The 24,603-nt window shown below is 66.5% G+C and carries 27 protein-coding genes and 1 pseudogene; 15 read left to right on the forward strand and 13 right to left on the reverse strand.

Annotation, left to right across the window (positions count from 1 at the left end; genetic code table 11):
• Window positions 1-5 precede the first annotated feature (5 nt).
• Window positions 6-686, forward strand: coding sequence for a hypothetical protein (locus tag AC1DD3_RS07040; RefSeq protein ID WP_476881303.1), 681 nt, complete (start codon window positions 6-8; stop codon window positions 684-686).
• Window positions 683-2,410 carry a choice-of-anchor G family protein gene (locus AC1DD3_RS07045; protein WP_476881304.1) on the forward strand — a complete coding sequence of 576 codons (1,728 nt, stop codon included), beginning with the start codon at window positions 683-685 and terminating at the stop codon, window positions 2,408-2,410. The genes AC1DD3_RS07040 and AC1DD3_RS07045 overlap by 4 nt, the downstream gene beginning before the upstream one ends.
• Before the next feature lie 64 nt (window positions 2,411-2,474).
• On the opposite strand, the gene AC1DD3_RS07050 is transcribed toward AC1DD3_RS07045, so the two are convergent.
• From AC1DD3_RS07050 to AC1DD3_RS07065, 4 genes are all read right to left on the reverse strand, one after another.
• Window positions 2,475-2,873, reverse strand: coding sequence for a hypothetical protein (locus AC1DD3_RS07050; RefSeq protein WP_476881305.1), 399 nt, complete (start codon window positions 2,871-2,873; stop codon window positions 2,475-2,477).
• A gap of 68 nt (window positions 2,874-2,941) precedes the next feature.
• On the reverse strand, window positions 2,942-3,517 hold the full coding sequence (locus AC1DD3_RS07055; protein ID WP_476881306.1) for a hypothetical protein: 576 nt from the start codon (window positions 3,515-3,517) through the stop codon (window positions 2,942-2,944).
• 5 nt (window positions 3,518-3,522) lie between these two features.
• On the reverse strand, window positions 3,523-4,179 hold the full coding sequence (locus tag AC1DD3_RS07060) for a TasA family protein (RefSeq protein WP_476881307.1): 657 nt from the start codon (window positions 4,177-4,179) through the stop codon (window positions 3,523-3,525).
• Window positions 4,180-4,213: 34 nt separating this feature from the next.
• Window positions 4,214-4,807 carry a signal peptidase I gene (locus AC1DD3_RS07065; protein WP_476881308.1) on the reverse strand — a complete coding sequence of 198 codons (594 nt, stop codon included), beginning with the start codon at window positions 4,805-4,807 and terminating at the stop codon, window positions 4,214-4,216.
• 462 nt (window positions 4,808-5,269) lie between these two features.
• Between AC1DD3_RS07065 and AC1DD3_RS07070 the strand changes: the two are divergent.
• Window positions 5,270-5,371: pseudogene (locus AC1DD3_RS07070) on the forward strand (patatin-like phospholipase family protein); the annotation flags it as partial.
• A gap of 211 nt (window positions 5,372-5,582) precedes the next feature.
• Here AC1DD3_RS07070 and AC1DD3_RS07075 read toward each other — a convergent pair.
• Window positions 5,583-6,032 carry a hypothetical protein gene (locus tag AC1DD3_RS07075; RefSeq protein WP_476881309.1) on the reverse strand — a complete coding sequence of 150 codons (450 nt, stop codon included), beginning with the start codon at window positions 6,030-6,032 and terminating at the stop codon, window positions 5,583-5,585.
• An 800-nt stretch (window positions 6,033-6,832) separates the two neighbouring features.
• On the reverse strand, window positions 6,833-7,585 hold the full coding sequence (locus AC1DD3_RS07080) for a phosphatase PAP2 family protein (protein WP_476881310.1): 753 nt from the start codon (window positions 7,583-7,585) through the stop codon (window positions 6,833-6,835).
• A gap of 445 nt (window positions 7,586-8,030) precedes the next feature.
• On the opposite strand from AC1DD3_RS07080, the gene AC1DD3_RS07085 reads away from it, so the two are divergent.
• From AC1DD3_RS07085 to AC1DD3_RS07095, 3 genes are all read left to right on the forward strand, one after another.
• Window positions 8,031-9,068: an alkaline phosphatase family protein gene (locus tag AC1DD3_RS07085; protein ID WP_476876910.1), complete on the forward strand. Its 1,038-nt coding sequence runs from the start codon at window positions 8,031-8,033 to the stop codon at window positions 9,066-9,068.
• 17 nt (window positions 9,069-9,085) lie between these two features.
• Window positions 9,086-9,622, forward strand: a complete 537-nt coding sequence (locus AC1DD3_RS07090) for a hypothetical protein (RefSeq protein WP_476876909.1) — start codon at window positions 9,086-9,088, stop codon at window positions 9,620-9,622.
• 106 nt (window positions 9,623-9,728) lie between these two features.
• Window positions 9,729-10,397, forward strand: a complete 669-nt coding sequence (locus AC1DD3_RS07095; RefSeq protein WP_476881311.1) for a signal peptidase I — start codon at window positions 9,729-9,731, stop codon at window positions 10,395-10,397.
• A 20-nt stretch (window positions 10,398-10,417) separates the two neighbouring features.
• Here AC1DD3_RS07095 and AC1DD3_RS07100 read toward each other — a convergent pair whose 3' ends face one another.
• Both AC1DD3_RS07100 and AC1DD3_RS07105 read right to left on the reverse strand, forming a co-directional pair.
• Complete coding sequence (locus tag AC1DD3_RS07100) at window positions 10,418-10,870, reverse strand: hypothetical protein (RefSeq protein ID WP_476881312.1); 453 nt, start codon at window positions 10,868-10,870, stop codon at window positions 10,418-10,420.
• A gap of 44 nt (window positions 10,871-10,914) precedes the next feature.
• Complete coding sequence (locus AC1DD3_RS07105; protein ID WP_476881313.1) at window positions 10,915-11,472, reverse strand: AAA family ATPase; 558 nt, start codon at window positions 11,470-11,472, stop codon at window positions 10,915-10,917.
• Window positions 11,473-11,613: 141 nt separating this feature from the next.
• Between AC1DD3_RS07105 and AC1DD3_RS07110 the strand changes: the two genes are divergently transcribed.
• Window positions 11,614-12,972 carry a S1C family serine protease gene (locus tag AC1DD3_RS07110; protein ID WP_476881314.1) on the forward strand — a complete coding sequence of 453 codons (1,359 nt, stop codon included), beginning with the start codon at window positions 11,614-11,616 and terminating at the stop codon, window positions 12,970-12,972.
• Between the two features lie 33 nt (window positions 12,973-13,005).
• On the opposite strand, the gene AC1DD3_RS07115 is transcribed toward AC1DD3_RS07110, so the two are convergent.
• The gene (locus AC1DD3_RS07115; protein ID WP_476881315.1) at window positions 13,006-13,515 is read right to left on the reverse strand and encodes a GNAT family N-acetyltransferase; all 510 of its coding nucleotides are present in this window, start codon (window positions 13,513-13,515) and stop codon (window positions 13,006-13,008) included.
• Between the two features lie 273 nt (window positions 13,516-13,788).
• Here AC1DD3_RS07115 and AC1DD3_RS07120 point away from each other — a divergent pair, with 273 nt between their 5' ends.
• The 6 genes from AC1DD3_RS07120 to AC1DD3_RS07145 all read left to right on the forward strand — a co-directional run bounded on the left by AC1DD3_RS07120 (window position 13,789) and on the right by AC1DD3_RS07145 (window position 19,684).
• Window positions 13,789-16,011: a S8 family serine peptidase gene (locus AC1DD3_RS07120; RefSeq protein ID WP_476881316.1), complete on the forward strand. Its 2,223-nt coding sequence runs from the start codon at window positions 13,789-13,791 to the stop codon at window positions 16,009-16,011.
• A gap of 179 nt (window positions 16,012-16,190) precedes the next feature.
• On the forward strand, window positions 16,191-16,397 hold the full coding sequence (locus AC1DD3_RS07125; RefSeq protein WP_476881317.1) for a hypothetical protein: 207 nt from the start codon (window positions 16,191-16,193) through the stop codon (window positions 16,395-16,397).
• Window positions 16,398-16,496: 99 nt separating this feature from the next.
• Window positions 16,497-17,201, forward strand: a complete 705-nt coding sequence (locus tag AC1DD3_RS07130; RefSeq protein ID WP_476881318.1) for a DedA family protein — start codon at window positions 16,497-16,499, stop codon at window positions 17,199-17,201.
• Window positions 17,198-18,079, forward strand: coding sequence for a COG4705 family protein (locus tag AC1DD3_RS07135; protein WP_476881319.1), 882 nt, complete (start codon window positions 17,198-17,200; stop codon window positions 18,077-18,079). The genes AC1DD3_RS07130 and AC1DD3_RS07135 overlap by 4 nt, the downstream gene beginning before the upstream one ends.
• A gap of 2 nt (window positions 18,080-18,081) precedes the next feature.
• A complete protein-coding gene (locus AC1DD3_RS07140) occupies window positions 18,082-19,002 on the forward strand; it encodes a cytochrome c oxidase assembly protein (protein ID WP_476881320.1) in 921 nt (306 codons plus the stop codon).
• A gap of 7 nt (window positions 19,003-19,009) precedes the next feature.
• Window positions 19,010-19,684: a DUF1345 domain-containing protein gene (locus AC1DD3_RS07145; RefSeq protein WP_476881321.1), complete on the forward strand. Its 675-nt coding sequence runs from the start codon at window positions 19,010-19,012 to the stop codon at window positions 19,682-19,684.
• A gap of 34 nt (window positions 19,685-19,718) precedes the next feature.
• Here the strand turns inward: AC1DD3_RS07145 and AC1DD3_RS07150 are convergent, their stop codons facing one another.
• Window positions 19,719-20,093 carry a response regulator transcription factor gene (locus tag AC1DD3_RS07150; RefSeq protein WP_476881322.1) on the reverse strand — a complete coding sequence of 125 codons (375 nt, stop codon included), beginning with the start codon at window positions 20,091-20,093 and terminating at the stop codon, window positions 19,719-19,721.
• Between the two features lie 290 nt (window positions 20,094-20,383).
• Between AC1DD3_RS07150 and AC1DD3_RS07155 the strand changes: the two genes are divergently transcribed.
• Window positions 20,384-20,773 carry an Hpt domain-containing protein gene (locus AC1DD3_RS07155; protein WP_230118942.1) on the forward strand — a complete coding sequence of 130 codons (390 nt, stop codon included), beginning with the start codon at window positions 20,384-20,386 and terminating at the stop codon, window positions 20,771-20,773.
• A gap of 127 nt (window positions 20,774-20,900) precedes the next feature.
• On the opposite strand, the gene AC1DD3_RS07160 is transcribed toward AC1DD3_RS07155, so the two are convergent.
• Complete coding sequence (locus AC1DD3_RS07160) at window positions 20,901-22,100, reverse strand: glycoside hydrolase family 3 N-terminal domain-containing protein (protein WP_476881323.1); 1,200 nt, start codon at window positions 22,098-22,100, stop codon at window positions 20,901-20,903.
• A gap of 199 nt (window positions 22,101-22,299) precedes the next feature.
• Between AC1DD3_RS07160 and AC1DD3_RS07165 the strand changes: the two genes are divergently transcribed.
• Window positions 22,300-23,163 (forward strand): sulfurtransferase, encoded by an 864-nt coding sequence (locus tag AC1DD3_RS07165; RefSeq protein WP_476881324.1) that lies wholly within the window; start codon window positions 22,300-22,302, stop codon window positions 23,161-23,163.
• A gap of 33 nt (window positions 23,164-23,196) precedes the next feature.
• On the opposite strand, the gene AC1DD3_RS07170 is transcribed toward AC1DD3_RS07165, so the two are convergent.
• Window positions 23,197-23,928, reverse strand: a complete 732-nt coding sequence (locus AC1DD3_RS07170) for a sortase domain-containing protein (protein ID WP_476881325.1) — start codon at window positions 23,926-23,928, stop codon at window positions 23,197-23,199.
• 3 nt (window positions 23,929-23,931) lie between these two features.
• Window positions 23,932-24,570 (reverse strand): hypothetical protein, encoded by a 639-nt coding sequence (locus tag AC1DD3_RS07175; protein WP_476881326.1) that lies wholly within the window; start codon window positions 24,568-24,570, stop codon window positions 23,932-23,934.
• Window positions 24,571-24,603 lie beyond the last annotated feature (33 nt).

A 24,603-nucleotide genomic window follows, 5' to 3' on the forward strand; every position in this document is an offset into this window, starting at 1 on the left:
AGGTGATGGGACGGGCACCCTGTCGCAGTGCGGTGCTGGCCGCCGCGGTCCTGCTCCTGCTCCAAGTCCTGCTTCAGGCAGGGGCGGGCACGGCCACCGCCGACTCCGTGGTGCCCGTGCCCGAGACGGGCGGGGAGGGCATGCTGCGGCTCACGTCGTCGGTCTACCCGCTGGACATTCCGCCCCTTTCGGCCGGCGAATCATTCAGCTGGCAGGTGGGCGTGATGCTGGACGGTCCAACGAGCGCCTCCGCCACCATCCAGGTGCAGGCTGCCGGCTCCCTGGCGGACGGGCCCGGCGCCTACCGGATCACGGCCCGCTCCTGCCCCCTACAATGGCTGGGAACCAGCGGCAGGAACGCCGCCATGAGCTGTCCCGCTGCCGAACGCCGGATCCTGGCGGCCGAGAACTTTTCGGCGGCCGGCACGTTGAGCTATCCCCTCGGCAACTTCACCGCCCGCGACGCGCCCTGGGTGCTGTTCAGCCTGGAACGCCCGCCTACCGCCGCCCCGGAGACCGGCACACTGAGCTTCGGCATCGGGGTGGTGGCCGGCGGCGGGGACGAGCCTGCGGGTAAGCCACTCGCCTACACAGGCGCCGATCTCCTCGGTTACGTCGCGGGCGGCCTCGCGCTGGTTGCCGCCGGCGCAGGCACACTCTTGGTCCGCCGTCGGAGGCCGACGTGAAACGCTTCGGGCCGCGGCTCCGGATACTGGCACCGGTGGCTGCGCTCACCGCCGCATCAATAGCCTTGCTCACCTCAACCGCAGGCACGCTCGCCGCATGGACCGACGATGAATACGTCAGCGCGTCCGCCGGGGTGATGGTGGCCGGCGACTGCAGCACCTCCACCCTGTTCCAGACAGAGTCTGCTGCGCGGCAGGTGTCCGGCTCCGTGAGCGGGCAGGACCTGGACACCCTGGCGGCCGTTCAGGGCCTGACTGTCCGCAATACCGGCGGCACCGTGGCGGTGGAACCGGCAACCGCCACGCAGGTGGACCCGGTAACCTACACGGCGGCTGTGGAGGCAGGAGCCCTCGGCAGCCCGCTGCTCTCGGCGGCGTTGGGCCTGAACCAACCGGCCGGAACCGCCGGTGCCTACACCCAGTGGGCGCGGGCAACGGCCAGCGGCCAGGCCAAAGGGGCGGCCGGCCTGGTCAGTGACCAGTCCGGCGCCATCGACGGCACGGGGACGGCCAATGGGTCCACTACCTCGCCGACTGCAGCCAGCATCAACCTGGCCTCTGTTGTGCCTTCCTCGAATGCTGCGATGACCCTGGACGTCGGAGCTGTGGCCAGCTCCTCCGCGGTGGACGCCTGCACGCTCCGCAACGGCTGGCCGACGCTGAGCGCAAGCCCTGTTGTGGCCCGAAGCTACGGGATTGCCGGGCTGCGGCTGAACATGTCCGCGGACTCGGTGCGGACCATGACATCCGGTGTGGGTGCCACAGTGGACGGCATCACTGGGGACCTGGCCGCGATCGTCACGCCGGCAGGTTCACTCACCACAGCGGTCACCGGCGGGGTCACCGATCTGGTCTCGAAAGCGACTACCGGCCTGCTCGTCGGTCCGGTCACCACCACAATCACCCTCGGCACGCCCGACCTTTCCGCAGTGAAGCCGCTGCTCACCGCACCCCTGACGGACGGCGTGGTCACGGTTGACCTTGCCAACGCACGGATCCTGTTCGACCTGGCCAAGCTCACCTCCGGACCTGCGGGCCTTAACAACCTGCCCCCGAACACCCCCGTTATCCTCGACGCCGGAACGGTTCAAAGTCTCACGCAACGGACGGCGGCCCTGCTGGATACCTGGCGCAACGCCGTCATCGCCGAGGTCGACAAGGCGCTCGCCGCCACGTCCTTCACCATGGAGACGAAGGTGACGCTGCAGGCTGTTGTCCCTCTCCTCGGAAAAATCGATGTGGCTGAAGTAGCCGTCAGCTACGACACCACCGTCGGAGCCTTCCGGTCGACGACGCCGCCGTCGCCGTCGGTCTCCCCCTCGGTGCTGGGCAACGGGCTTCCCGGCCTGCAGGCACTGCTCAGTCCCATCACCGGAGCCCTGCTCTCTGGAACAGGAAAGATTGTGGCTGGTGCGCTCGATGGCGCACTCTTTGGCCCCGGGGCGTTGTTGCCCACAGCGTCCACCTCCATCCAGTCCGCTGTCCTTCCGGTGGTGGGCGCCGCGACGGCGTCGCTGACTCCTTTGGCGGACACCTTATCGCTGACCGTCAACGTTCAACCCGATCAGCCCGGCGCGCCCGTCAGTGCTGCAGTTGCGGGGAGCTCGGCTGCCGGGCAATTCAAGGTATCAGCCCTGCGGGTGGCCGCAGTCGGCAGCACAGCGGAAATCTACCTCGCGACATCGTCGGCCGGTCCGGTCGTGTTCCGGCCCCGTACAGGGTAAGGACAGATCCACCGAGCCGAAATGGCGGTCTTCCCGTGAAGGACTCGGACAGCGCAGCCTGCAGTCACGGCTGCTTGCTCTTGGAGTCCTCCAGGTCCTGCCAGCCCTGCAGGAATTGCTCCAGGGCCCGGGTCAGCGGCAGGCAGTCCTTGGCCACCTCGCCGGCGGACCGGGCGGCGGCCTCGAAATCTCCGCTGCGCAAATTCCCTTCCAGGGTGCGGCAATCCCGTTCCATCGCCATCCCGCCTACCATGTGGGCTCTGACTTTGAGGCTGAGCGCTGCGTCAAGGGCCGCGGGGATGTCCTCCTCGCGGACTGTGGAAAGGATGCTCCCGACCCGTCCCGGCAGCATGCGCAGGAACATGGCGGCGTAGCTGATGGCGACGGCATCGCTCTCGACGTCCTCGGCGAGCCGGAGCAGCCGGGCGGCGGAGAACACGGCTTCATTGCCTTGGAGTGCCATTGTCTTTCCGTTCGATGAGAATGGTGCGTCCGGTTCCTTGGAGTGTGCGAAGTCCGGCAGGCATGGGATCAGCTTCCAGTGACGGTGGCCGCGCGGACCTGGGTCCGGGGAACGTACACGTCCACGGTCAGTGTCGGGTCGGGCTGGTGTTTCGTAATGGCTATAGCGCCGGCCCGTAGCCGGATGCTGGAGTCGGCGGCCGCGGGGACCGTGGAGGAAAGAAGAAGATTTGCCGGAGTGTCCAGGACGGTGGTGCGGCCCGCCGCGCAGGTGTCGGCTGCCTCGTTCCATCCGCCGGCGCAGGCCTCAATCCTGAACGTGAAACCGGTTGGCGCCGTTGCCGAGTAGCTCGCACCCGTGATGCCCAGGGTGCCCGTGTTCGCGACCGTGAAGTACTTGGCCGGGTAAACCGGGTTTCCGTTGTTGCCGGTGTTAGAGAATGTCAGCACCAGCTGGCCGGTGCCGAAGGGAGCCGCCACACTGCTTGTAGCCACCGCTCCCCAGTGGGCGCTGCTGACGGTCCTGGCGGGCGACGCCGCGTGTGCGGCGCCCGCCGCCTCTGCCGGTGCAAGTGAGGTGCACAGCAGCAGGGCGGTGGCCGCCGCAGCGGCCCCCGCTCTGCCGCCTGGAGCGTGCACGCTCACTGCACTCAGCTTCCGGTGGTGGTGGCGGTGCGCTGGGTTTCGCCGAAGGTCCAGGTCAGGGACGAAGACAGGCCCTGGACAGTACCGACTGGCGCTGCCCCGTTGACCGTGGTCTCAGCTTGGTCCGGCAGGCTCAGGGAAATCTGCAGGTTCACGGTGCTGTTCACCGCGTTGGCGCCTGCCTTGACCGATACCGGCGCCGTGCTGAGTGCGCTCAGTGTCGTGTTGGTGAGCAGCGGGGTGGCGGTGCCGCTGCAGGAGCCGGCTCCGGTTCCGGGCGTCCAGGCGCCAGAGCACTGGGTGACCGTAACGCGCAGTCCCTTGGTGGCGCTGGTGGTGAGGAGCGTCGGCGTCGCGTCGGCGACGGCGAGGGTCAGGTCCTTGCCGTCCAGGTCCGCTCCCTGGGTCAGGTTGACGTACCGGTTCACCACGTCGCCGGGGGCGAGGTTGGAAACCGCCTGGCTGAAGCCGGTTCCGTTGTTGGCCATGGTCAGACTGAGGATGCCGCTGGTGGCGTTCTGGGCAGTGGTGTTGGAAGCCGTCGCGTTCAGTGCGGCGAACACGCCGCCGCCGGTGATGGCCAGGCCCGCGGCGCCCACTGCGAAGGCAGCGAGCAGGCGCGGGTTGGGGCGGCGGACGGAGCGGGCTGGGGTTTCAGACATGACAGATCCTTACTTGGAGGGGTGGGGAAAAGGTTTAAGCAGTGGGGGACGGGCTGGTCATTGCTGGTGGTGCCGCTGGTGGTGCCCGGAGGATCCAGCGGACGCTGGCCCCGGTGACGGCCAGCCCGAACAGGGCGGTGAAGATGGCCCGCTGGGCCGGATTCTGCGTCCAGAGAAGTAAGTTGCCGGCATAAGGGACTGTGGTGACCACCACCGGCACCTGGTCTTGGTGCAGCGTGGCCCGCCAGTGGTCGGGAGCAGGGTTCGCGTCACCCTTGGTGGTGATCACCGGATGGTCAGGATTTCCGACGACGGCGGTGATGCGGTGTGCGAAGGGAGTGCTTTCACCAGGCGGCGTGAAGACCGCGATCTGTCCCGGCCGCAGGCTGCTCACGGCCGCCGGGGCGGTGATGAGCAGGTCACCCGGGGCGAAGGCGGGCCGCATGCTCCCGGTCAGCACGGGGGAAAACCCGAGATGAAGCAGCGGGGCCGCGGTGCACGCGCCCACGAACAGCAGCGTGGCTGCCGTGCCGAGGACGATGTTTGCCGCTCGGCGCACCGCAGCAAACCGGCCCGTGACCGGCTTGGTGGTGCCGGTGGCGGTGGCTGAGCTGGATGCATTGCCCATGGGGACGTTTTCCGTTTCCTTCGAGACCGTTGGGTGGAACAGGACCAACGATGCCCGGGGCTGCTCAGGAAAAGGGCTGCTTCGGGTCAAAAACGGATCAGCACTTGATCAAGATCTGATCAAGACGAGGCGCCCACGCAGACGTTCATCAAGAAGGTGCCCGCGACAGCCCGCCGTGCGGAAAACGGTGAGAGGCGGCTGGGAGTAGTGGCCGCCGTCGTGCCTCCCGGGAGAATCACGGGAGTTGCCGGACGGCCCGGCCTCATTGGTGCGCCGGGTCCGGCAGTTCTGGGGGGAATGCGGCCGGACCCGACAGTCCTGCAGCGAAAATGTGTGAGGATTTTCTGGCTGCCGGACACTCAACTTTTACATTCCATGCTTGGAAAAAGCTGGGGTCCAACCCCCAGAATGTCGGCACTGCGGGGGCGCTCGCAACACAGGTCGACGAAGTGCGCGCACATGTTCGCCAATGCGATGGATCTGTCGCTGCGTCCGCCCGCTGCGCGGGCTGGTTACACCCAAGGCAGAGCCCTTGCCGGGCAGCTCACTGAATTCTGGCGCTGACGGCCACGAAACCAGTCGACTCGACCTGACGAACTGCCCTCTTAGATAAAACTGCTCCCCGAAAGTCAGAACTAAATTCTTAGTCCAACTTTCGGGGAGCAGTTGATCTCGGCGGCGCCCGCTTCTCTTTATTTGATTCGGCGGGAACGGTGGTGCGAACAGGCCTGCCGGTCTAAAACCTGCCGTGCCATGCCCAATTCGCTACGAGGGACTAGGGACGGCGGGGATGGACCGGCTTGCTGTGATCGTGGCCCTTGCCCTTGTTGTGGTCGTCGCCCCAGCCATGGCCGTGACCGTGCCGGTCCTTGCCGTGGCAGTCGTAGCCCCGGTGGTCGTAGCCGTGGCGGTCATAGCCATGCCGGTCGTAGCCGTGGCGGTCATAGCCATGCCGGTCGTAGCCGTGGCGGTCATAGCCATGACGGTCGTAACCCCGGCGGTCGCAGCCGTGGCGGTCGTAACCGTGGCGGTCGTAACCGTGGCGGTCGTAACCCTGGCGGTCGTAGCCGTCCCTGTCGTACCCGCTGTGTTGCGTGGACGAATAGCTCTGGGTCGTCTTCGACCCTGTGTCCGCAGAAGCGGCTCCGGCAGTGAGTGCCGCGCCGCCGAAGGTCAAGCCTGCGGCGAGAACAGTGGTGCTGATAACGCGAGATGCTGTATTCATGGGAATTTTTCCTAGGGAGTGGTTATACAAAAGGAGGCGCAGAGCAGAAGGGTGCATCATTGCGGCGTGCGTCATCTGGGCGCACTTCACCCTGTAGGTGCTGTCTGCCTTTGTTAATCCAAGCCTGATCACGGCGCTCAATTTATCGCGCTCTATTACGGTGCACTTCAACACCGCACTTGGATAGTTTTCCCATGCCCCCATCAAACGTCGGGCAACAACTTGATGCCTGTTGTTTTGAAGAGCAATGGTTTCGAGTGAGCACAATCGCGTGCCCGACGGGATATCTGATCAAGAGCAGTGGAGTGGTCAATGCTGACCTAAGCCAATGGGTTGAACAGCACCCCCGCCACCTTCGGTTTTTTTCGGTGAAAGCGGCGTAGTAAAGGAGGCAAGTATCCGAACGTCGTAGGTTCGGAACGTTCATGCTTTTGCTTTTATTGTGACTGCACCTGAGCGTGCAGATGTACGTCTAAGAGGGAGAAGGCGCGGAATCGGCACTCGATCCACGCAAAGGCTCCAGCCAGCCTTGCCGCGATTTTGCCCCCGTAACTAGAGGACTTGAGATCTACCTACCATATGGGACATACAACATGAGCGCACCCTCAATGAATACTCGAATTTCGGCCTCGCCCACTACTTGGTTACGCGGACACCCCAGCCACCAGCTTGTTTGCCGCCGGCGGTGCACCTAAAACCCCGATTTTTCATGGGCGGTCTGTTCCCGGCGTTAAGGCAGGAGGCGCTTGTTGGGCGGGTGATGGGTGATTGAGCGTTGGGTGCTCCATGAAATCTCCGGGTCAGCGCCTCGTAGGGACGGTCAGCCGGTGCTCCAGAGGTCCGAGAGCCGTCAGTTTCCGGATCAGGGCGTTGCCGCGGAGCTGGGGTTCGATGACGTTGTTCCAGAGCGGCAGCCAGAGCAGAACGCCCGCGGTGCTGATCAGCACGGAGCCGATGACGTCGCTGGGGTAGTGCACGCCCAGGTAAAGGCGGGAGAGCCCGACGATCGCGGTCAGGACTATCCCGCCGATGGCGGCGAAGATGCGCCGCGTCCGGGTCCGCGCGAGCACGAGGAGTACGGCCCAGGCCAGGGACGCGGCAAACGCGGTATGCCCGCTGGGAAAGCTGGTGTGGCCGGACTCGAGGAGCAGCGCATGAGTAGCTCCGGAGGGAGGCCTGAGCCGCGAAACGGTGAGCTTCCCGATTTCCGAGGACAGCCAGCCGACGCTGGTGAGGTACCCGAAGGCCAACGCGGCCAGGGGCCGGCGGAAGACAAACGCCAAAATGGCGCAGCCGAGTAACAGGATGGTGATGTTGCCCGCCGGTGAGAACAGGGTATTCAGGGCCAGCGACAGGCCGGTCCGTGCGGTGGTCCGCTCCCTCGCCATGCCTTCGTCCCAGAGGAGGTCCGGGCCGGGCGAGCCGTACAGTTTCGCCACGATCCCGAGAGCGATCGCTGCGGCGAACAGGAACGCAGATCCGGCGAGGAGCCACCAGGAGCGTCCGGGCAGGTGCAGGTGCAGGGGTGTCACGGCGGCTGGGGGCTGCTTCATGTCATTCCTTACTGGGCGGTGCGCCAGGCACAGGCTAGGCGGGCGCGGGCACGGCAGCTTCACGGAGGTGGCGCCGGCCAGCAGTCTCTCACCGGATATTGAAAGGACGCTGGGAACAAGGCTCAGGGAGGCCTATGCTGGTGCCAGCCGTCGGGGCCTCTGAACTCCGAAGATTCCCGATGCGTTGTTTGCCGACGGCTGCCGGGCAGGTCCATGAGAGAAGGACACGATGGGCTGGAAGGTCAGGCGGAGGCCGGGCAGAGGTCCCCAGCGGGGTGCACAGTGGCTGGCCCTTGCCGTTGCCATCATCATGTCGGGGGCGGCCAGCAAGCCGGCGCCGTCCCCGCGAAATGTGCCACTTCCCGTCAGCGCCGCTGCAACGACGGTCCCAACCTCGACGGCGGTCCCAGCCCCGACGGTGGTGCGCGTCCCAGCTGCAGTGTCGATGCCGGCGCCGACTGCGGCGCCCGTCCCGGTACCGGCCGCCGCGGCGGCGCCGGATGCATCTGCGGTGCTCCGGGCCGCGAGGCCCGGCCACGTCTTTGTGATCAACCTTGAGAACAGGGGCTATGGCACGGTCTGGGGTCCGGCGTCGAAAGCCCCTTATCTGTCCAAATTTCTGCGCGCCCGCGGTGTCCTGCTGTCGCAGTACTACGCGATTGCGCACAATTCCCAACCTAACTATCTGGCGCAGATTTCCGGGCAGCCACCGAACGCCATGACCCGTTCCGACTGCGGGACCTATTCGCGGTTCAGGCCGTCCGGTCCTCCGTACCGCGGCGTCTTCAGTGGCAACGGCTGCCTCTACCCGAGGTCCGTTCCCACAGTTGCCGGGCAGCTGACCGCGGCCAGGAAGAGCTGGAAGGGATACATGGAGGACATGCGCATTCCGTGCCGGCATCCGCAGCCCGGCGCCAGCGACGGGAGCCGGAGTGCCAGGCGCGGTGACCAGTACGCGACGCGGCACAACCCCTTCGTGTACTTCGAGGCGATCACGTCCTCACCGGACTGCAGGCGGCGGGTAGTTGATTTCAGGGCGCTCGCCGGCGATCTGAGGTCGGCCGCGACGACGCCCAACCTTTCCTACATCACCCCCAACCTGTGCCACGACGGCCACGACAGCCCGTGCGTGGACGGGCGACCCGGCGGTCTGGTGACCGCAAACGCCTGGCTCCTGCGGCAGGTGCCGCCCATCCTGCGTTCCCCGGCGTTCCAGCGCGACGGGGTCCTGATCATCACCTTCGACGAAGCCGAAGGGCGATCCGTGGGCCCTCCGGGGAGACCAGGCGGGACGGCCGGCGGGCGCGTGGGTGCCCTGGTGCTCTCACCCTTCGTCCGGGGCGGCACCACCTCTAACCGCTTCTACAACCACTACAGCCTGCTGGCCACCATCGAGGACATCTTCTCGCTGCCCCGTCTTGGTATTGCCCGCGGCGTAGGGGTCAACAGCTTCGGGCCCGACGTCTTCAATGCCCGGCGCTGACGTGGTTGGTTGAGCCGATGGGAAGAATTCTCGGATGGATGGCGGCGGCCGTGGTGGTCACGCTGATCTTCGGCAGCGTCTACGGCGCGTTTCAGCAGGTAGGCCGCCGGTCGGCTAATGATGCTCCCGCGGCTGCCGCCGCGGCCTTGGTGCAGCTTCCTGCCGGAACTGAACCAGGGCCGAGGGTGGAGCTGACCCCCGAAAGCGGACTGTTCGTCGTCGTGTACGGGTCCGACGACAAACCCGAGTCGGGGACTGCGACCCTTCACGGATCCCTCCCGGTGGTGCCGTCCGGCGTGCTCCAGACGGCACGCGATTCCGGCGTTGACACCGTGACGTGGCAGCCGGAGCCAGGCCTTCGGATGGCCATTGTGGCCCGGTCATCGGCAGGAAGGGTGGTGGTGGCAGGGCAGTCGCTGGCTCCGTACGAGGACAGGGACCGGACCACGATGATCTTCCTGGCGCTCGGATGGCTGGGCAGCATGGTTGTCCTCGGTGCGGGGTATACCGGGTCCGCTTTTCTGGGCCGGCGCGGCCGGGGCGGGGGTATTTAGAAATTCTTGAGGCAACCTTGACGGATTCCAGCATGCAGTCCTGAGGGCGCCCCGGCATTGTTCTGTGCAGCAGGTAAACAGCCAGAACAGAACGTGAGGCGCCGTCATGAAGAGCAGCCCATTGCCAGAGGGACGGCCAGGGATGCGGGCGCAGTTTGGCATGGACGCCGGCGGTAGACGCGGCGGAGGACGGTCCGCCTGGGCCTCCGAAACTCGTCGCGACCCGTCCACCGGGCCCGGAAGCTTCGCCAGCATTCTGCTGATGGTCCTAGGCTTCGCCGTGCTTGCCCTGTTCTTCGTGCCATGGGCTACCGGCTCCCAGACCTACACTGTGACCAGCAACTCCATGGCGCCGAAGTACTCCCCGGGAACGTTCCTGGTGGTGAAACCGGCGGCGTTCAGCGAGCTGAAATACGGCGACATCGTCACCTTTCAGCTCAGTCCGGGACGGCCTGAAGTCGAGACACAGCGGATTGTCGGATTCGGCGCCACCCAGGACGGCCAACGAACCCTGATCACCAAAGGCGACAACAACAGCGCCAGCAGCCCAACGCCCGTCCGGGCCCGCCAGGTCAAGGGGAAGCTCTACTACGCGGTGCCTTTTGTCGGCTACGCCGCCGACGCCCTGGGCAACGCCGACCGCCAGCTCTGGATGACCGTGGCCGCCGTCGGACTTATCGGCGTCGGTGAGCTGCTGATCTTCCGGACCGTCCGCCGTCGACGGGCCGCAGGCCACAGCGGGGCTAGGCGGCGCGCCGGGCGAACGTACGGCTGAAGTCCGCGGGCCACTGCATTTTAATCCGACCAGCGTTCCCAGTAGTCGTCGGCGGCCTGGAGGACCGGCCGCCGGTGGGTTCGTTCTCCGACGAGGGGATAGCCAACCGGCCGACCCAAGGGACCGGAAGCGCTGTTAACCGGAGTCAAGCTGACGGCGATCAAAAGCGCAACCGCAGGCACGGACGCGAAGGTAAGCAGTGCGAGGATCAGTCCATAGCTCAGCCCTGGCTGCTGCTGGTGCCGCGTCCTCAGCCGGAAGCCGCAAAGGTATGTGCCGATCGTTGTGCCACCGGCATAGAGCGCACAGTTGGCTGCCAAGGCTGTCAGCACCAGGCCCAGGGCTAGAGGGACCTGATGCCCGGGCGCAAGAAAGAACAACGAAGCCGCTGGTGCCCAGACGAGCAGCGAATCGATAAGAAGCGCCAAGAGAAGTGAAGGCCAGTCAACGGTCACGGGTTCGGCGGTATCCACGCAGTGATTCTCCCATGCGACAACCGGCAGCACTGCCTGGCAGGCTACCACCCAACGAGCGTGCGAACGACATGGGCAGCCTCTTGGGGGCTCTGGCTGCCGATTGCCACCACATGGGCGTCCAGGCGGGCTTCATTCAGGATCCGATGCAGCTCCACACTGCGTTCCAGGTGCCAGGCCAGCTCCACACTGCGTTCCAGGTGCCAGGCCAGCTCCGGGCTGTTGGGCTCGTGCCGATTCCTGAGCCTGTCCTGAATAGTTTCGAGAGACGGATCTAACCGGACCACTGTCAGGTCTCCTCCGCCCAGGGCAGTACGGTAGCGATCCACCTCGGCAGAATGCTCAACGACCCCTGCAAGGATGAACCGCCGAACTCCAACCTCGCGATAGTTCAATGCCAGGGACTGGAGGTTCCGGAGCTCGAGTTCATGGTTAAACCGATCCGTTGCGGGCACGGGCCAGCTCCGCCGCAGCCCATCCAGATCGATGACGGCGTTGCTGATTCCGTCGTCGGCGAGCAGCCGGTGCAGGGCCTCGCCCGTGGTGGTCTTTCCGGAACCAACTGTCCCGTTGAGGAAAACGCTCTCAATAAGAGTGGCCATCACAGGAGTCTAGGCGTGCCTCCCAAATAGGTTGACCGTCTTCCGGGAAATGCTCACAGCTTCGTCACAGGAGCCGGACAGACGGTCGATAGGACCGGCGTCGAGTATGAGGTCATAGCCTTCGAGAAGTCAGGATGACCGATGAACGAGTATGAACGTCCCACGCAGGATGACGACACACAGGTTGAGTTCACGCAGGGTGACTACATGGAACGCGGTGCCGGCGATGGCGCCGGGGCGACCACAGCGGCTCCCGGCCCGGCGGCTGCCAGCACAGTGACTGCCAGCGCAATCCCCGTCTGGGCGGCAGGGCCCACGGCGGCCGGGACCACCACGGCAGACATGACGGCAACCCGCCGGAAGGACCGGAAAAGGGTGGGTCCTGCGGTCTTTGTCACCTGTCTGGTGGCCGCGGGTCTGCTGGGCGGAGGTACCGCCGTTGGAACTACCGCTCTGTTGAACCCGCCAACCGAGGCGTCAGCCACGGCGCAGGCCCAGTACACGCCGGTGATCGTCAACAATACTTCCAGCGTCAACGCGGTGACTGCCGCCGCCCAGAAGGCCTCGCCCAGTGTGGTGACCATCAGCGCGAGCTCCGGCAGCTCCGGCGGCACCGGCTCGGGCATCATTCTGGATACGGACGGCCACATCCTGACCAACACGCACGTGGTCACCCTGGACGGGCAGGCCGCGAACGCAGCCATCGAGGTCCGCACCAGCGACGGGAAGGTCTACACGGCGAAAATCGTGGGCACCGACCCGCTCTCGGATCTGGCCGTCATCCAAATCACCGCCCAGGGCCTGGTCCCGGCGACGCTGGGGGACTCCGGCGCGGTCAAGGTCGGTGACGCCGCCATCGCCATCGGAGCGCCCCTCGGACTCAGCGGCACCGTGACGGACGGCATTGTCTCGGCGGTGAACCGCACCATCGAAACGGACTCCTCCGCCACTTCGCAGACCGACTCCTCCACGTCGGCGCAGGGCTCCATCAGCATCAACGTCATCCAAACTGACGCGGCCATCAACCCCGGAAATTCCGGCGGCGCCCTGACCAACACGCAGGGTGAGATCATCGGCGTCAACGTGGCCATCGCCTCGGCCGGATCGTCCTCCTCATCCTCCCAGTCCGGCAACATCGGCGTCGGTTTCTCGATCCCGATCAATGTGGCCAAGCGTGTGGCCCAGGAAATCATCGCCACGGGCGCCGCGACGCACGGCCAGCTGGGCCTTTCGGTCCAGGACAAGGCCTCCGGAGCCTCGTCTGACTTTACGACCGGGGCCGAAGTGGCCGCCGTAACCGCAGGGTCCGCGGCGGACAAAGCCGGGCTGAAGGCCGGCGACGTGATCACAGGACTGGCCGGACGGACCGTGACTGATGCTTCCGAGCTGACGGCGGCCGCACGGGAACAGGCAGCCGGAGCCACCGTTAAGGTCACGTTCCTGCGCGGAGGCCAGGCCCAGGCCGCAGACGTCACCCTCGGAGCGGCCACCGCAGGGTGACGCCGCAAAGTCGGGTGACGCCGCAGAGTCGGCTCAGTCGCTCGCGGCCCGCTGGCTCAGGCGGCGGAAGTCCCGGGAGAGATACAGGGCCATGGCAGCGGCGTTGCCGCTGTGGACGCTGACTGCGAGGATGTTGTGTCCCAGGGTGTGCAGCACGTGCATGGCATGGCGCAGGAGATCTTCGGCGAGGCCTTGCCTGCGGTGGTCCGGGTGGGTGAAGAGTTCGGCGATGAAAGCGGTCCCCGGGCCGGGGCTTCCGACGTGCCGGTCGGTGATGATGATGGCCCCCGTGATTCGGCCGTCCTGGTCAACCGTCAGGAGTGAGGCCTCAGGAATCGGGGTTCCGTGCGCGCCGTCGAAGATTGTGCCGATCCTGTCGACGGAGTGAAAGCCATCGGAATGCTCCTTCTCCGGGTCGTAGGCGCGCAGATAAAGGTCTTTCAGCTCCGGCAGGTCGCTCGCGTCAAGTGGCCGGGGAATGCGGGCGTCGGGCTTGTGTTCCTGCGGCCCGACGAGAGCCGCGAGGGAGATAAGAGGGACCATGGGTGACCTGCCTTTGGCCAGTGCGGAAAAGACTCTTGCACACAGTGTGGGGCATTCGGGGCTCCGGGGGAAGACGCGGGGTTGGCCCCCCGGTAACCGCAGGCTTAACAACGAGGTTCAGGGAAGCTGCTCCCTTCATACAGCCAGGTACCGGCCGGGCCAACAAAAAGTCCGACCCAACAGCTACACTCATTTTGGGTGCGGCAGGGGGTCGCACCCTAACTTCCGCGCCCGGACCAGTTGTGGTTGACGCGCCGAACAGGAATGGTCTCGATGTCTCACGCGCGCCGGTCGTATTTCTCCTCCCTCTTGGCCTCGGCCGGCGTTGCGGCGCTGGCCGCGGGTGCGCTGATCGGCCCGCCGGCATCGGCTGACGATGCGCCGGCCCCGCTGCCGGCAGTGCCGCCCGCAGCGTCGATTGCGCGGCCCTCCTCCGGTGCAGCAGCGGCGACCAACCAGTTCATTGTGAAGTTCACGGACGGGGCGGATGCCGTCCCCGCGGTGCGGGCAAAGACTTACGGGCGGGCCGCCGTCAAACTCGGCTCCGCCGTCAAGGACCTCCGCGCCACGTCCGGCGGCGCCCGCGTGCTGCGAACCGCCAAGAAACTCGGCGCCGGCGATTCGGCAAAACTCCTCGCCTCACTGCGCGCTGATCCCGCCGTGGCCTATGCAGAGCCCGACGCCCTGATGCACCCCAAGGTCGCCGATCCGAACGACCCCTACTTCCCGTTCCAATGGAACCTGTCCCAGCAAACCGGCGGTATCAAGGTGACCCGGGCCTGGGACGTCACCCAGGGCACGGGCCAGGTGGTGGCCGTGGTGGACACTGGCATCACCCGCCACGACGACGTCAACGCCAATGTGCTGCAGGGCTACGACATGATCACCGACCCGACCGAAGCCCGCGACGGCAACGGCCGTGACTCCGACCCCACGGACGAGGGGGACTGGACCGACCCCGGATTCTGCGCAGCCGATGCGGCGGCCACCGAGTCGTCCTGGCACGGCACCTTCGTGGCCGGCATCATCGGTGCCGTCACCGAAAACGCCAACGGCATCGCCGGAGTGGCCCCCAAAGCCAAAATCCTGCCGGTCAGGGCCATGGGACCCTGCGGCGGCTTTACCTCGGACATCACGGACGCCGTGATCTGGGCTTCGGGAGCTCCCGTTGCCGATGCGCCCCTGAACCCCACCCCGGCACGCGTCATCAACCTCAGCCTTGGCGGCACAGAAGCATGTTCACAGACCTGGCAGGATGCCATTGACATCGCCACCGGCCGGGGTGCCGCCGTGGTGGTCGCTGCCGGCAACGAGAGCCTGTCCGCCGCGACCTCCGAGCCCGCGAACTGTCAGAACGTCATCACTGTTGCCGCCAGCGGACCCAGCGGTTCGTTTGCCCCGTACTCAAACTTCGGCCCCAACGTGGACGTCACCGCCCCCGGCGGCGACATGACACCGCCTCCCGGCGGGAACCCGGACGACAGTGTTTCGGGCGGCATCCTGTCCATCCGCAACGACGGCGCGACCACCGCCCAGACGGACTCGTCCTACTACTTCGCCGAGGGCACGTCCGCGGCCGCTCCGCACGTTGCCGGCGTGGCCGCGCTGCTGATGGCGCAGATGGGGCCGGCCGCGACGCCCGCCGCGGTCGAGGCCCGACTAAAGCGGACAGCACGTCCCGTTGCCGGCGGCTGCCCGTCAGGCTGCGGGGCCGGCCTGGTGGACGCCGCCGCCGCGGTTCTGCACATCACCACCGTGGTGGCCGCCGGTGATCTGAACGGCGACCGGAAGTCCGACGTGCTGGCCCGGGACAACTCCGGCGCGCTGTGGCTCTACCCCGGCAACGGCAGCGGCAGCTGGCTGGCACGGGTGAAGTCCGGCACGGGCTGGAACGGCATGACAGCCATTGTCGCTCCCGGCGATTTCAACGGCGACGGCAGGGCCGATGTCCTGGCCCGCGACAGTTCCGGTGCTCTGTGGCTATTCCCGGGCAACGGGCGTAGCGGCTTCCTCGCACGGGTGAAGGTGGGCTCCGGCTGGAACGCCTTCACGAGCATCGTCGGTCCGGGTGACATTAATGGTGATGCTAAACCGGACGTCCTGGCCCGCGACGCCGCCGGTGTGCTCTGGCTGTACCCGGGCAACGGGCGGGGCGGCTGGCTGGCACGCGTCAAGGTGGGCTCCGGCTGGAACTCGATGACCGCCGTCGTGGGTCCCGGTGACATGAACGGCGACCGGAAGGCCGACGTGCTGGCCCGCGACACCGCCGGTGCGCTCTGGCTGTACACGGGGAACGGCCGCAGCGGCTTCTCCGGAAGGGTGAAGGCCGGCGTCGGCTGGAACGCCATGACGGCCATCACCGCCCGCGGCGACTTCAACGGCGACGCCAGGAACGACGTCCTCGCCGTGGATACGGCCGGCGCACTCTGGCTGTACAAGGGCAACGGCACGGGCGGCTTCCTGGGGCGGTCTGCTGCCGGCTCGGGCTGGAACTGACGCCCCTGCTCAGGAGCGTCTCGGAACTTTGGGACGGCCGCTGCGTCTGCTGACGCGGCGGCCGTCTCCCGTTTTACGCCGGTATCTCGACGCCGGCGCCGACTCGTGCTTTGCTGTTCCTTGGGCGCACCGCCTGCCCGGCACGCGTCCGGGCTTCACTTGAGCAAAGGAGCTTCACAGTGGCTGGCCTCAGCAATAAGTTCGATTCCGAATACGAAAGCAAGAGCATCGAGGAACTGGCCAAGGCACCCGTGGGTGCACTCCAGGGCCTGTCCGAGTCCGACGCCCAGAAGCTCCAGGAGGCCCTCGGGATTAAGACGATCAAGGACCTGGGTACCAACAAGTTCTTCCTGTGGGCCCAGGCTGTGGCAAAACTGGCCGAATAGTCCACACAGCACCGGGAACGCCGGCCCGCCGTCCACGACGGCGGGCCGGCGTCCGTATTTCTTAGGGTTTTCTTTGAGACCGCGGGCGAGAGTGGTTTCATGCATACTCTTCATGCCCTTGCGCTGGCCCCGGCCGTGGCGTCGTCCGCCGGGATCCCCTCCCTGCTGGACCCGGCGGCCCTGCTTTCGGGTCTGGGGCCGGCCACCTTCTCGGTCATCGCACTCATGGTGTTCATCGAATCCGGTGTCCTTTTCCCGTTCCTGCCCGGCGACTCCCTGCTCTTCACCGCGGGTCTCCTTCACCAGCAGCTGAACCTGGCGCTGCCGGTGCTGATCGGCGTCATCACGGCGGCGGCGGTGGCCGGGGACCAGGTGGGGTACATGCTCGGACGGAAATTTGGCCGCCGGTGGTTCAAGGACGATGCGAAAATCCTGAAGACCTCCCACCTGGACAAGACCGAGGACTTCTTCCGCCGCCACGGCGGACCCGCCATTGTGCTGGCGCGCTTCGTTCCGATCGTGCGGACCTATGCGCCGCTGAGCGCGGGGATCGCCCGGTACGGCTACAGGTCCTTCTCGCTGTGGAACATCGTGGGCGCCCTCGCGTGGGCCACGTCCGTGACGCTGCTGGGGACCTGGCTGGGACACTTCGAGATCGTTGCCAAGAACATCGACGTCATCGCCGTGGTCATGGTCCTGGTCTCCGTGGTGCCGTGGGGCATCGAATACCTCAAGCACCGCCGGAGCAGGAAGGCCGACGGCGGCGCTGACGCCGACGTGGCCGCGGAGGAACGACGCGCATGACGCAGCACGAATCCCGCTCATCAGCGGACGGCGCCGCAGCCGGAGTTCTGGACGTTCAGGCTCCGGTCGGTGCCGCGGGGTCCGCCCGCGGAATCGCGTCCAAAGTCCCGGAAATCACGGGCTGGTTCTGGGCAGCAAAAGTGCTCACCACCGGGATGGGCGAGACCACCTCGGACTTCATGCTCCATTCCCTTGCCCCGGAAGTGGCGCTTGCCCTCGGCGGTACTGGCCTGGCCGCGTCACTGATCCTCCAGTTCAGGGTCCGCCGCTACATTCCCTGGGTCTACTGGCTGGCCGTGGTGATGGTCAGCGTCTTCGGAACCATGGCCGCCGACGCGGTGCACGTGGTGCTCGGCATCCCCTATCTGGCGTCTACGGCGTTCTTCCTCGCCGCCCTGGCAGCCTGCTTCTTCCTCTGGCACCGCAGCGAGGGGACCCTGTCGATCCACAGCATCCTCACGCGGCGCCGCGAAACCTACTATTGGACGGCGGTTCTGACGACGTTCGCCCTCGGCACGGCCGCCGGCGACATGACCGCCTACAGCCTCAATCTGGGCTACCTGGCATCCGGTGCCGTGTTTGCCCTGGCCATCGCAGCGCCGGCCATTGCATATTGGCGGACGCTGCTCCCCGCCATCCCGGCGTTTTGGTCCGCTTACATCCTCACCCGGCCGCTCGGGGCATCCTTCGCCGACTGGTCCGCCGCGTCCCCGGCCCGTGGCGGGCTCGGCTGGGGGACAGGCCCGGTGAGCCTGGGCCTGGCGCTGCTGATCGCCGTCGTGGTCGGCGTCAGCGCCGCCCGACGCCGGCCCGCAAGAATAGCGGCAGGGAAGGCTGCCGCCGGCACCCGTCCGCAGAGCCCCGTAAGAAGGAGCTGACCATGCCACCGTGGGAAGTCGTCTGGACTTCATGGACGCTTAACTGGCCGGCCCTTGTGCTGCTGCTTCTGGCCGCTGCGTTCTACGCTCGCGGCGTCCGGGCCGCCGGGAGCCGCGGCATCACTTGGCCGTGGTGGCGGACGGCGACGTTCTACGTGCTGGGCCTGGGCAGCTTCGCCGTGCTCAGCTTCGGCTTTACCGGCGTCTACAGCGACGATCTCCGCTGGGTCTTCACGCTGAAGGTCACCTCTTACCTCTTCATCGTCCCGTTGCTCGTGGCGGCGGGAAGGCCGCTTACCCTGGCCCGGAACTCCCTGGGCGCTGCCGGCGCTTCGCGGCTGGAGAAGATCCTGAACCACGGCGTGGTGCGCTCCCTGAGCAACACAGTGGTCGCTGCGCTGCTGGGGCTGGGCATGTTCAGCCTGTTCCTCACCCCGCTTTTCTATCCGCTGCGGACCAGCCCGGTGTGGGACGTGGTCCTGACCGTATTCGTGCCGCTGCTCGGGATGCTGATGGCGGTGCCGATCATCGAGGACGGATCAACCAAGGCCGTCAGTTCGCTGATCGTTGTCGAGTTCATCTACGTGTTTATCGAGCTCCTTGCCGATGCCGTGCCCGGAATCCTGATGCGGCTGAGCCCCGGGATCCTGGACGGGGCCGGGCGGATCGCGGCCGGACACCCCAACTGGCAGCCGGGTCCTCTCCGGGACCAGCAGATAGCCGGAGACCTGCTGTGGTTCCTCGCCGAAATTGTCGATCTGCCGCTGATCATCCTGATGTTCGTCCGCTTCGCCCGCAGTGACCGCCACGAAGCCCGGTCCTTCGACGACCTCACGGATGACGAGCTGGACGCCCTCAACCGGCAACATCTAAGCGGCCACGGCCAGCCCGCCGCCGGGCTTCCCGCCGCGGAACTGGAATGATCAGACCATGAGCACAACGGACAGGGCAGGGCACCAGGCCACGCGATACGACAGGCCGGCCCATCACTCCCGGCTTCGCCTTCTGGTGATGGCCGTGGTGGGTATCGGCGCGGCCGTTGCTGTCGGGCTCCTGAAATCGTGGTCGTACGCACCCGCGCTGGGCTGGGCGGCCGCATGTGCCACCTACCTCATCTGGGTCTGGACCATCATCGGGGGACTGGACGCGGGAGCCACGGCGGCGCACGCCCGGCGCGACGATCCCGGCAGGGCCGCTTCGGATGCCCTGGTGCTCGCCGCCACGATAGCCAGCTTCGGCGGGGTGGCCCTCATCCTGCTGGACGCCTCCACCACTGAAGGCGGAGGGAAGGCAGCCATCATTGCCCTGGCGCTGGGAAGCGTGGCGCTGTCCTGGTTCCTGGTGCATACGCTCTTTGCCCTGCGCTACGCCTCGATTTACTACCGGGACAAGGCCGGTGTGGACTTCAACGAGGACAGGCCGCCGCGGTACCTGGACTTCGCCTACCTGTCCTTCACTGTCGGCATGTGTTTCCAGGTCTCCGACACCGACCTGAAAACCGACGCCATCCGCGGCACCGTGCTGCGACACGCCCTGCTCTCGTATCTGCTGGGGGCCATCGTGCTGGCCACCACCATCAACCTCGTTTCCGGCCTGGTCCGCTGAGGGGAGAGTCCGCTGAGGCCGCGAACACGCACTCCTAAGGTTGAGGGAGTTGCAGCCCGAGTGCCTCGTCGATTTGGGCTCTCAGTGCACGCGGGCGGAATGGCTTAGTCATGACGGCGTTGGCTCCTGCGGAGATCAGGGCATCCATCATTTCTTCGTGTCCCGTGAGCATGAGGATGTAGACGTGGCTGAAGCTCCTGATTCGGCGGATGACTTCCAGGCCTGTGATGTCCGGTAGCCCGAAGTCCAGGATTACGATGTCGGGGGAGTGCATGCGTACGGCGTCAACACCTGCAGTGCCTGTTTCCGCAAGTCGGGCAGTAACGCCGGCGGCTCCCAGGATTGCATGAATAAGACCGCCGACGTCCGCATCGTCTTCAACCACAACAGCCGTCCGGCTACCCGCCATCAAAATTCTCCTTGGGCCGCCCCAGTATTGCCCTTGACGAAACCCTACCAAGAGGAAGCCCGAAGCGCCCCGGGGGGCAGGCGCCAGTGCGGGTCCGGCCGTAACTTGGGGAAAGCTGAGCCGATCTTGGGGATAGGCTGCATAGACTTTGAGCCTTCTGGAGAACACTTAACAGTGCGCCGTACAGCGGCGTCGTGGTGCCTATGACGGATCGGAATGAGTGTGAACATCTCGCAACAGCGCAGCCGTCCCAAGGCAGTTCTTGGGCAGCGCCTGACCCGTAGTCCCAAATGAGGACAGGTCAGCAGGCGGCGGGGACAAGGGCAGGACAACGGCCGCCCGTCCTCGACACCGTTGCTCTACGCATTCTCGCCGAGCAGGCCGGTCAGTGCGTGGCGGACAGATTCTTTAGCGAGTACTTGGATTTGTTGCCGGCACGCTCGGCCAACATCGTTGCCGGTGTCGCGGCCGAGGACCTGGAAAAAACGTTGGATGCCGTGGTGAGCCTCAAAGTTACGTCCGCAATGGTCGGCGCCCTGCAGATGGAAGACTGCGCCCGTACCCTGGAACGTCGGTTACAGATCGGTCACTGGCCAAGTTCAGAGACTGCCAGTTCCGTTCTTTCCAAGGAGCTGTCCCGCATCGTTTCCGAGGCCCGAAACCAGCAAAGAGTCCGCTGAGGGGCCAGGCCGAGGGTGTCTTGGGCGTCAATTTCGTAAGACGGCGTCCGGGGCCATAGGTGCGTCTAAATATTGCGGATTCTGGCGGCTCGGTGCCCAGCGCGTCACCGGCCTCTTGGGGCCGCCCCTAGTGCCCGGCCTTCACCGTCAACACTTTCAGGGCGGCGGCATTGACCTCGGCCGCGAACGCGGGGTTGTGCTGCGCGAGCTGCAGCACCGCGGAGGTCATGACCGGAATGTCCCGCGGGTTTGCGCACAGCAGCATGGTTCCGCCGGCGTGGATGAAGCCGGTGGCCCGGGCGCCCTTGGCCCACGGAGCCAACTGCGCGGCATTGCACAGGTCATCGGACAGGATGACCCCGGTGAAGTGCAGGTCACCCCGCAGCATGGTGCGCATGATCACCGCCGACAGCGGGGCGATGTGGCCGGCGTCGATGCGGTTGTAATAGGCGCTGGACACCATGACCCAGCGGGCGCCCGCCTGGATGGCCGTCCGGAACGGCAGCAGGTAGGGATCGCTGCGGGTGGTGACGGTGTCGTGGACGTTGCGGCTGGTGTCCGTGTTGAGGGTGACGCGGCCAAGCCCCGGGAAATGCTTGACCACAGGTGCGACGCCGGCCTGGCGCATGCCCGCAGCAAAGGCTCCGCCGCGGCTGGAGACTGTCTGCGGCGTGAACCCGTATTCGCGGCCGAAGAAGCCGATGGGCGCGTTGTGCGGAGCGAACTGCGCACTCGGGACGGTATCCAGTACTGGCGCCAGATTCAGGTTGAGCCCGGCTGCGCGCAGCTGGTTCCCCCAGACGTGGGCATTGGCCTGCAGCACCGCCGGCGCCTGCCTGCCCTGGGCCACCGCCGTCGGAATCACCGAGAAGCCCGGACCGCTGAGGACCTGGACGAAGCCGCCCTCCTGGTCGGTCGCCACAGCGAGCCGGATGCTCCCGGTGGTGGCCGCCGACACGGTTGCGGTCATCCGGCGGACGACGGCGGCCGTGGCTGCGGTTCCCGCGCGGCTGCGCCCCGCCAGGTACACACTGCCCACGTGGTATTTGGTGATATCGGACATGGTGTTGATGTCGGCGCCGGTGGCCGCAGAAGCAATCATGAACAACTGGCCCACACGCTGCGCCATGGTGAGCTTGGCCAGCTGCTGGGCCGGGGTCAGCGGCGCCGGTGCCAGCGCATGGGGTGCCAAGGCCGCCGGTGCAGCGGTGGTGATGTGGGCGGGAGCGGCAATGTGGGTGCCGGCGGCCCGGCTCGCCTGCTTGCCGGGTGCGGGCGACGGCGGCGGGGCGCACGACGCCAAGGCGAGCAGGAGGGAGACTCCCAAGACCGAAATATTACTTAGTTCACGCATGGTCACACGGCTTGGCTGGGGGACTCATATATCCACCAGCGTACGCCGGTTCCGCTCTGTCCGTGGGCCGTTTCCGGGCCGGGTCCGTCCCGCCGTACGAGCAGGGTCTGCCGTGGCCCTCGACGTTGCGGGCAGCGAAATGCGCCAGCACCCGCTTTGTCCGCATGTTGATATGGCTGTCTCGCAGTACGAGACGGAGGATTACGCTGGAGCCATGCCGGAAGTCAGCAATATTCAGCCATTCGTGGACCTCCAATGGTGCGCAGGCCAGCGGCGGCGGGTGGTCGTCGCGGACACGCGCTGGTACCTGGACGGATCGTCCGGGCGGGACGCCTACAGCCGCGGCCACCTCCCCGGCGCCGTGTTCGTCGACCTGAACCGCTGGCTTTCCGCGCCGGCGTCGAAGGAATCCGGGCGCAATCCGCTGCCGGATCCGGAGGTTTTCGCCGAAGGCATGCGGCAGAGCGGTATCAACGGCTCGGATGTGGTGGTGGCTTACGACGATGCCGGCGGTGTCATTGCGGCGCGTCTGGTCTGGATGCTGCGGGTCACCGGACACGATGCCGCTGTACTGGACGGCGGCATGACGTACTATGCCGGCGCGCTGGAGACGGCGGTTCCGGCAGCCGTGCCCGGGGACTTCACCGCCCGTCCCTGGCCGACCGGACTGCTGGCCGACATCGCGGAAGCGTCAGCTGCAGCCACAATCATCGACGCCCGGAACCGTGACCGCTACCTTGGGCTGCAGGACCCTGTCGATCCCCGTCCCGGGCACATTCCCGGTGCGGTGAACGTGCCGTGCAGGGAGAACCTGGGGCCCTCGGGGAAGCTGGTCCCGCGGGCCCAGCTGCTGGAGAATTTCGGCCGGGCCGGGATTGGCTCCGCTCGTGACACGGTCAACTACTGCGGCTCCGGGGTGACAGCCTGCCACAACCTGCTGGTGCTGGAGTACCTCGGCATGGGCCGGGGCAAGCTGTTCGTCGGCGGCTGGTCGCAGTATTCGCGTTCGTCAGAGCTGCCCGTCGGGACCGTCTGAGCGATGGAAAACTGCGCAGTGTGTTCAGCCCGCTTATTTGGCCTTGAGCTTGGCGTACACCACGTAGTTGTCGTTGAACAGGCCGGTCGAGGGGTCGTACCCGTCGCAGGTGATGAGCCGCACCTCGGGGCCCTTGGTGTTGCCGTACACCTGCAGCGTGGGGAAGCTGTTCTTGCTGTAGGCGGCAGCCTTTGCAACCGTGAAGGCCACCGTGCTGTGGTCGGCCCGCTGCACCGCGATCTCGTCGCCGGGCTTCAGGCTGCGGAGGTTCGCGAAGACCCCGGGGCCGCCGCTTGTCGAGTTCACGTGGCCCAGGAACACGGCCGGACCGGTGTCGCCCGGCGCGGGGGAGCCGCTGTACCAGCCAGCGGGTGCACCAGGGCCGTCCGGCGGCACCTCCAGCGACTTGTTGGGCCGGAGCGCCAGCTTCACGAGCGGTGACTGCACGCCGATGGCTGGAACACTCAGCGCCACGGGCGCCGGAGCCGGCCGGGCAAGGGAGGGGACCTTGGCCGCCTTGGCGGCTGCCGCCGTCGGGCTTTTAATCTGCGGTGCCTCATTGGACGGAACGGCCGACGGCGATGCGGCACCCGACGCTGCGGCTCCGGTCTGCGGTCCGCCGGTTGCCGATGGGGCGGCCGTTTGACCGGCTGCCCCGCAGCCGCCAAGGGCCAGCCCGCAAAGGACCAGGAGGGAGACCGCGGCGGACGGGAGGGTGCCTCTGCGCGGGATGCCTCTGTGTGGCCGCATCGATGGGGGTGCCATGGCTTAGTGGTGTTCCTTCCAGCACGCCAGGATGGTGGTGGACACCTGGTAGGCGAACGCGGTGGGGGTTGCGCCGTGGGGGCCGACGGCGGCCGGCAGCTTTGTGGCGTTGACGTACAGGGTGTTGTTGTCCTTGAGGAAGACGACCGATCCGTCGTCCGTCTGGTAGGCGGGGAAACCCAGGTTTGCCAGACCCTTGATCGGCTCTGTTCCGCCGATCTTGCCTGCCTGGGCGTCGAAGTACTTACGCGCCGAGGCCGGGTCTGCTGATTCCTTTACGGAGATCACCAGGGGCCCTTCGGCGAGGTGGTAGGTGCAGGTAAAGGTCTTGTCGGCCCAAGTGGAGACGCTGTGCGGTGCGGACTTCAGCTGCAATATCTCGGAGACGTTGTCCTGGGTCTCGGGCCCGCAGACCATTTTGGCGGCCTCGGACGGACCGTCCTGGGACTCGGTAGCGGGGGTGGCGGAGGACGCCGCTGCTGCGGAGTGGTCGACGGAGTGCTGCGTTGCCGGGGACTCCGAGGCCGGTGCAGTGGATGCTGATCCGGGCGCTCCGGCCGCTGCCGCGCATCCGGACAGCAGCAGGGACGCCACCGCCAGGGATCCCAGCAGGTGGTTACGTTTTCTGTTTGCCTTGCTCATGGTGGCGTGTTGTCCTTCACAATGTGTCCTGCA

Source organism: Arthrobacter sp. 05T444, from assembly GCF_056395905.1.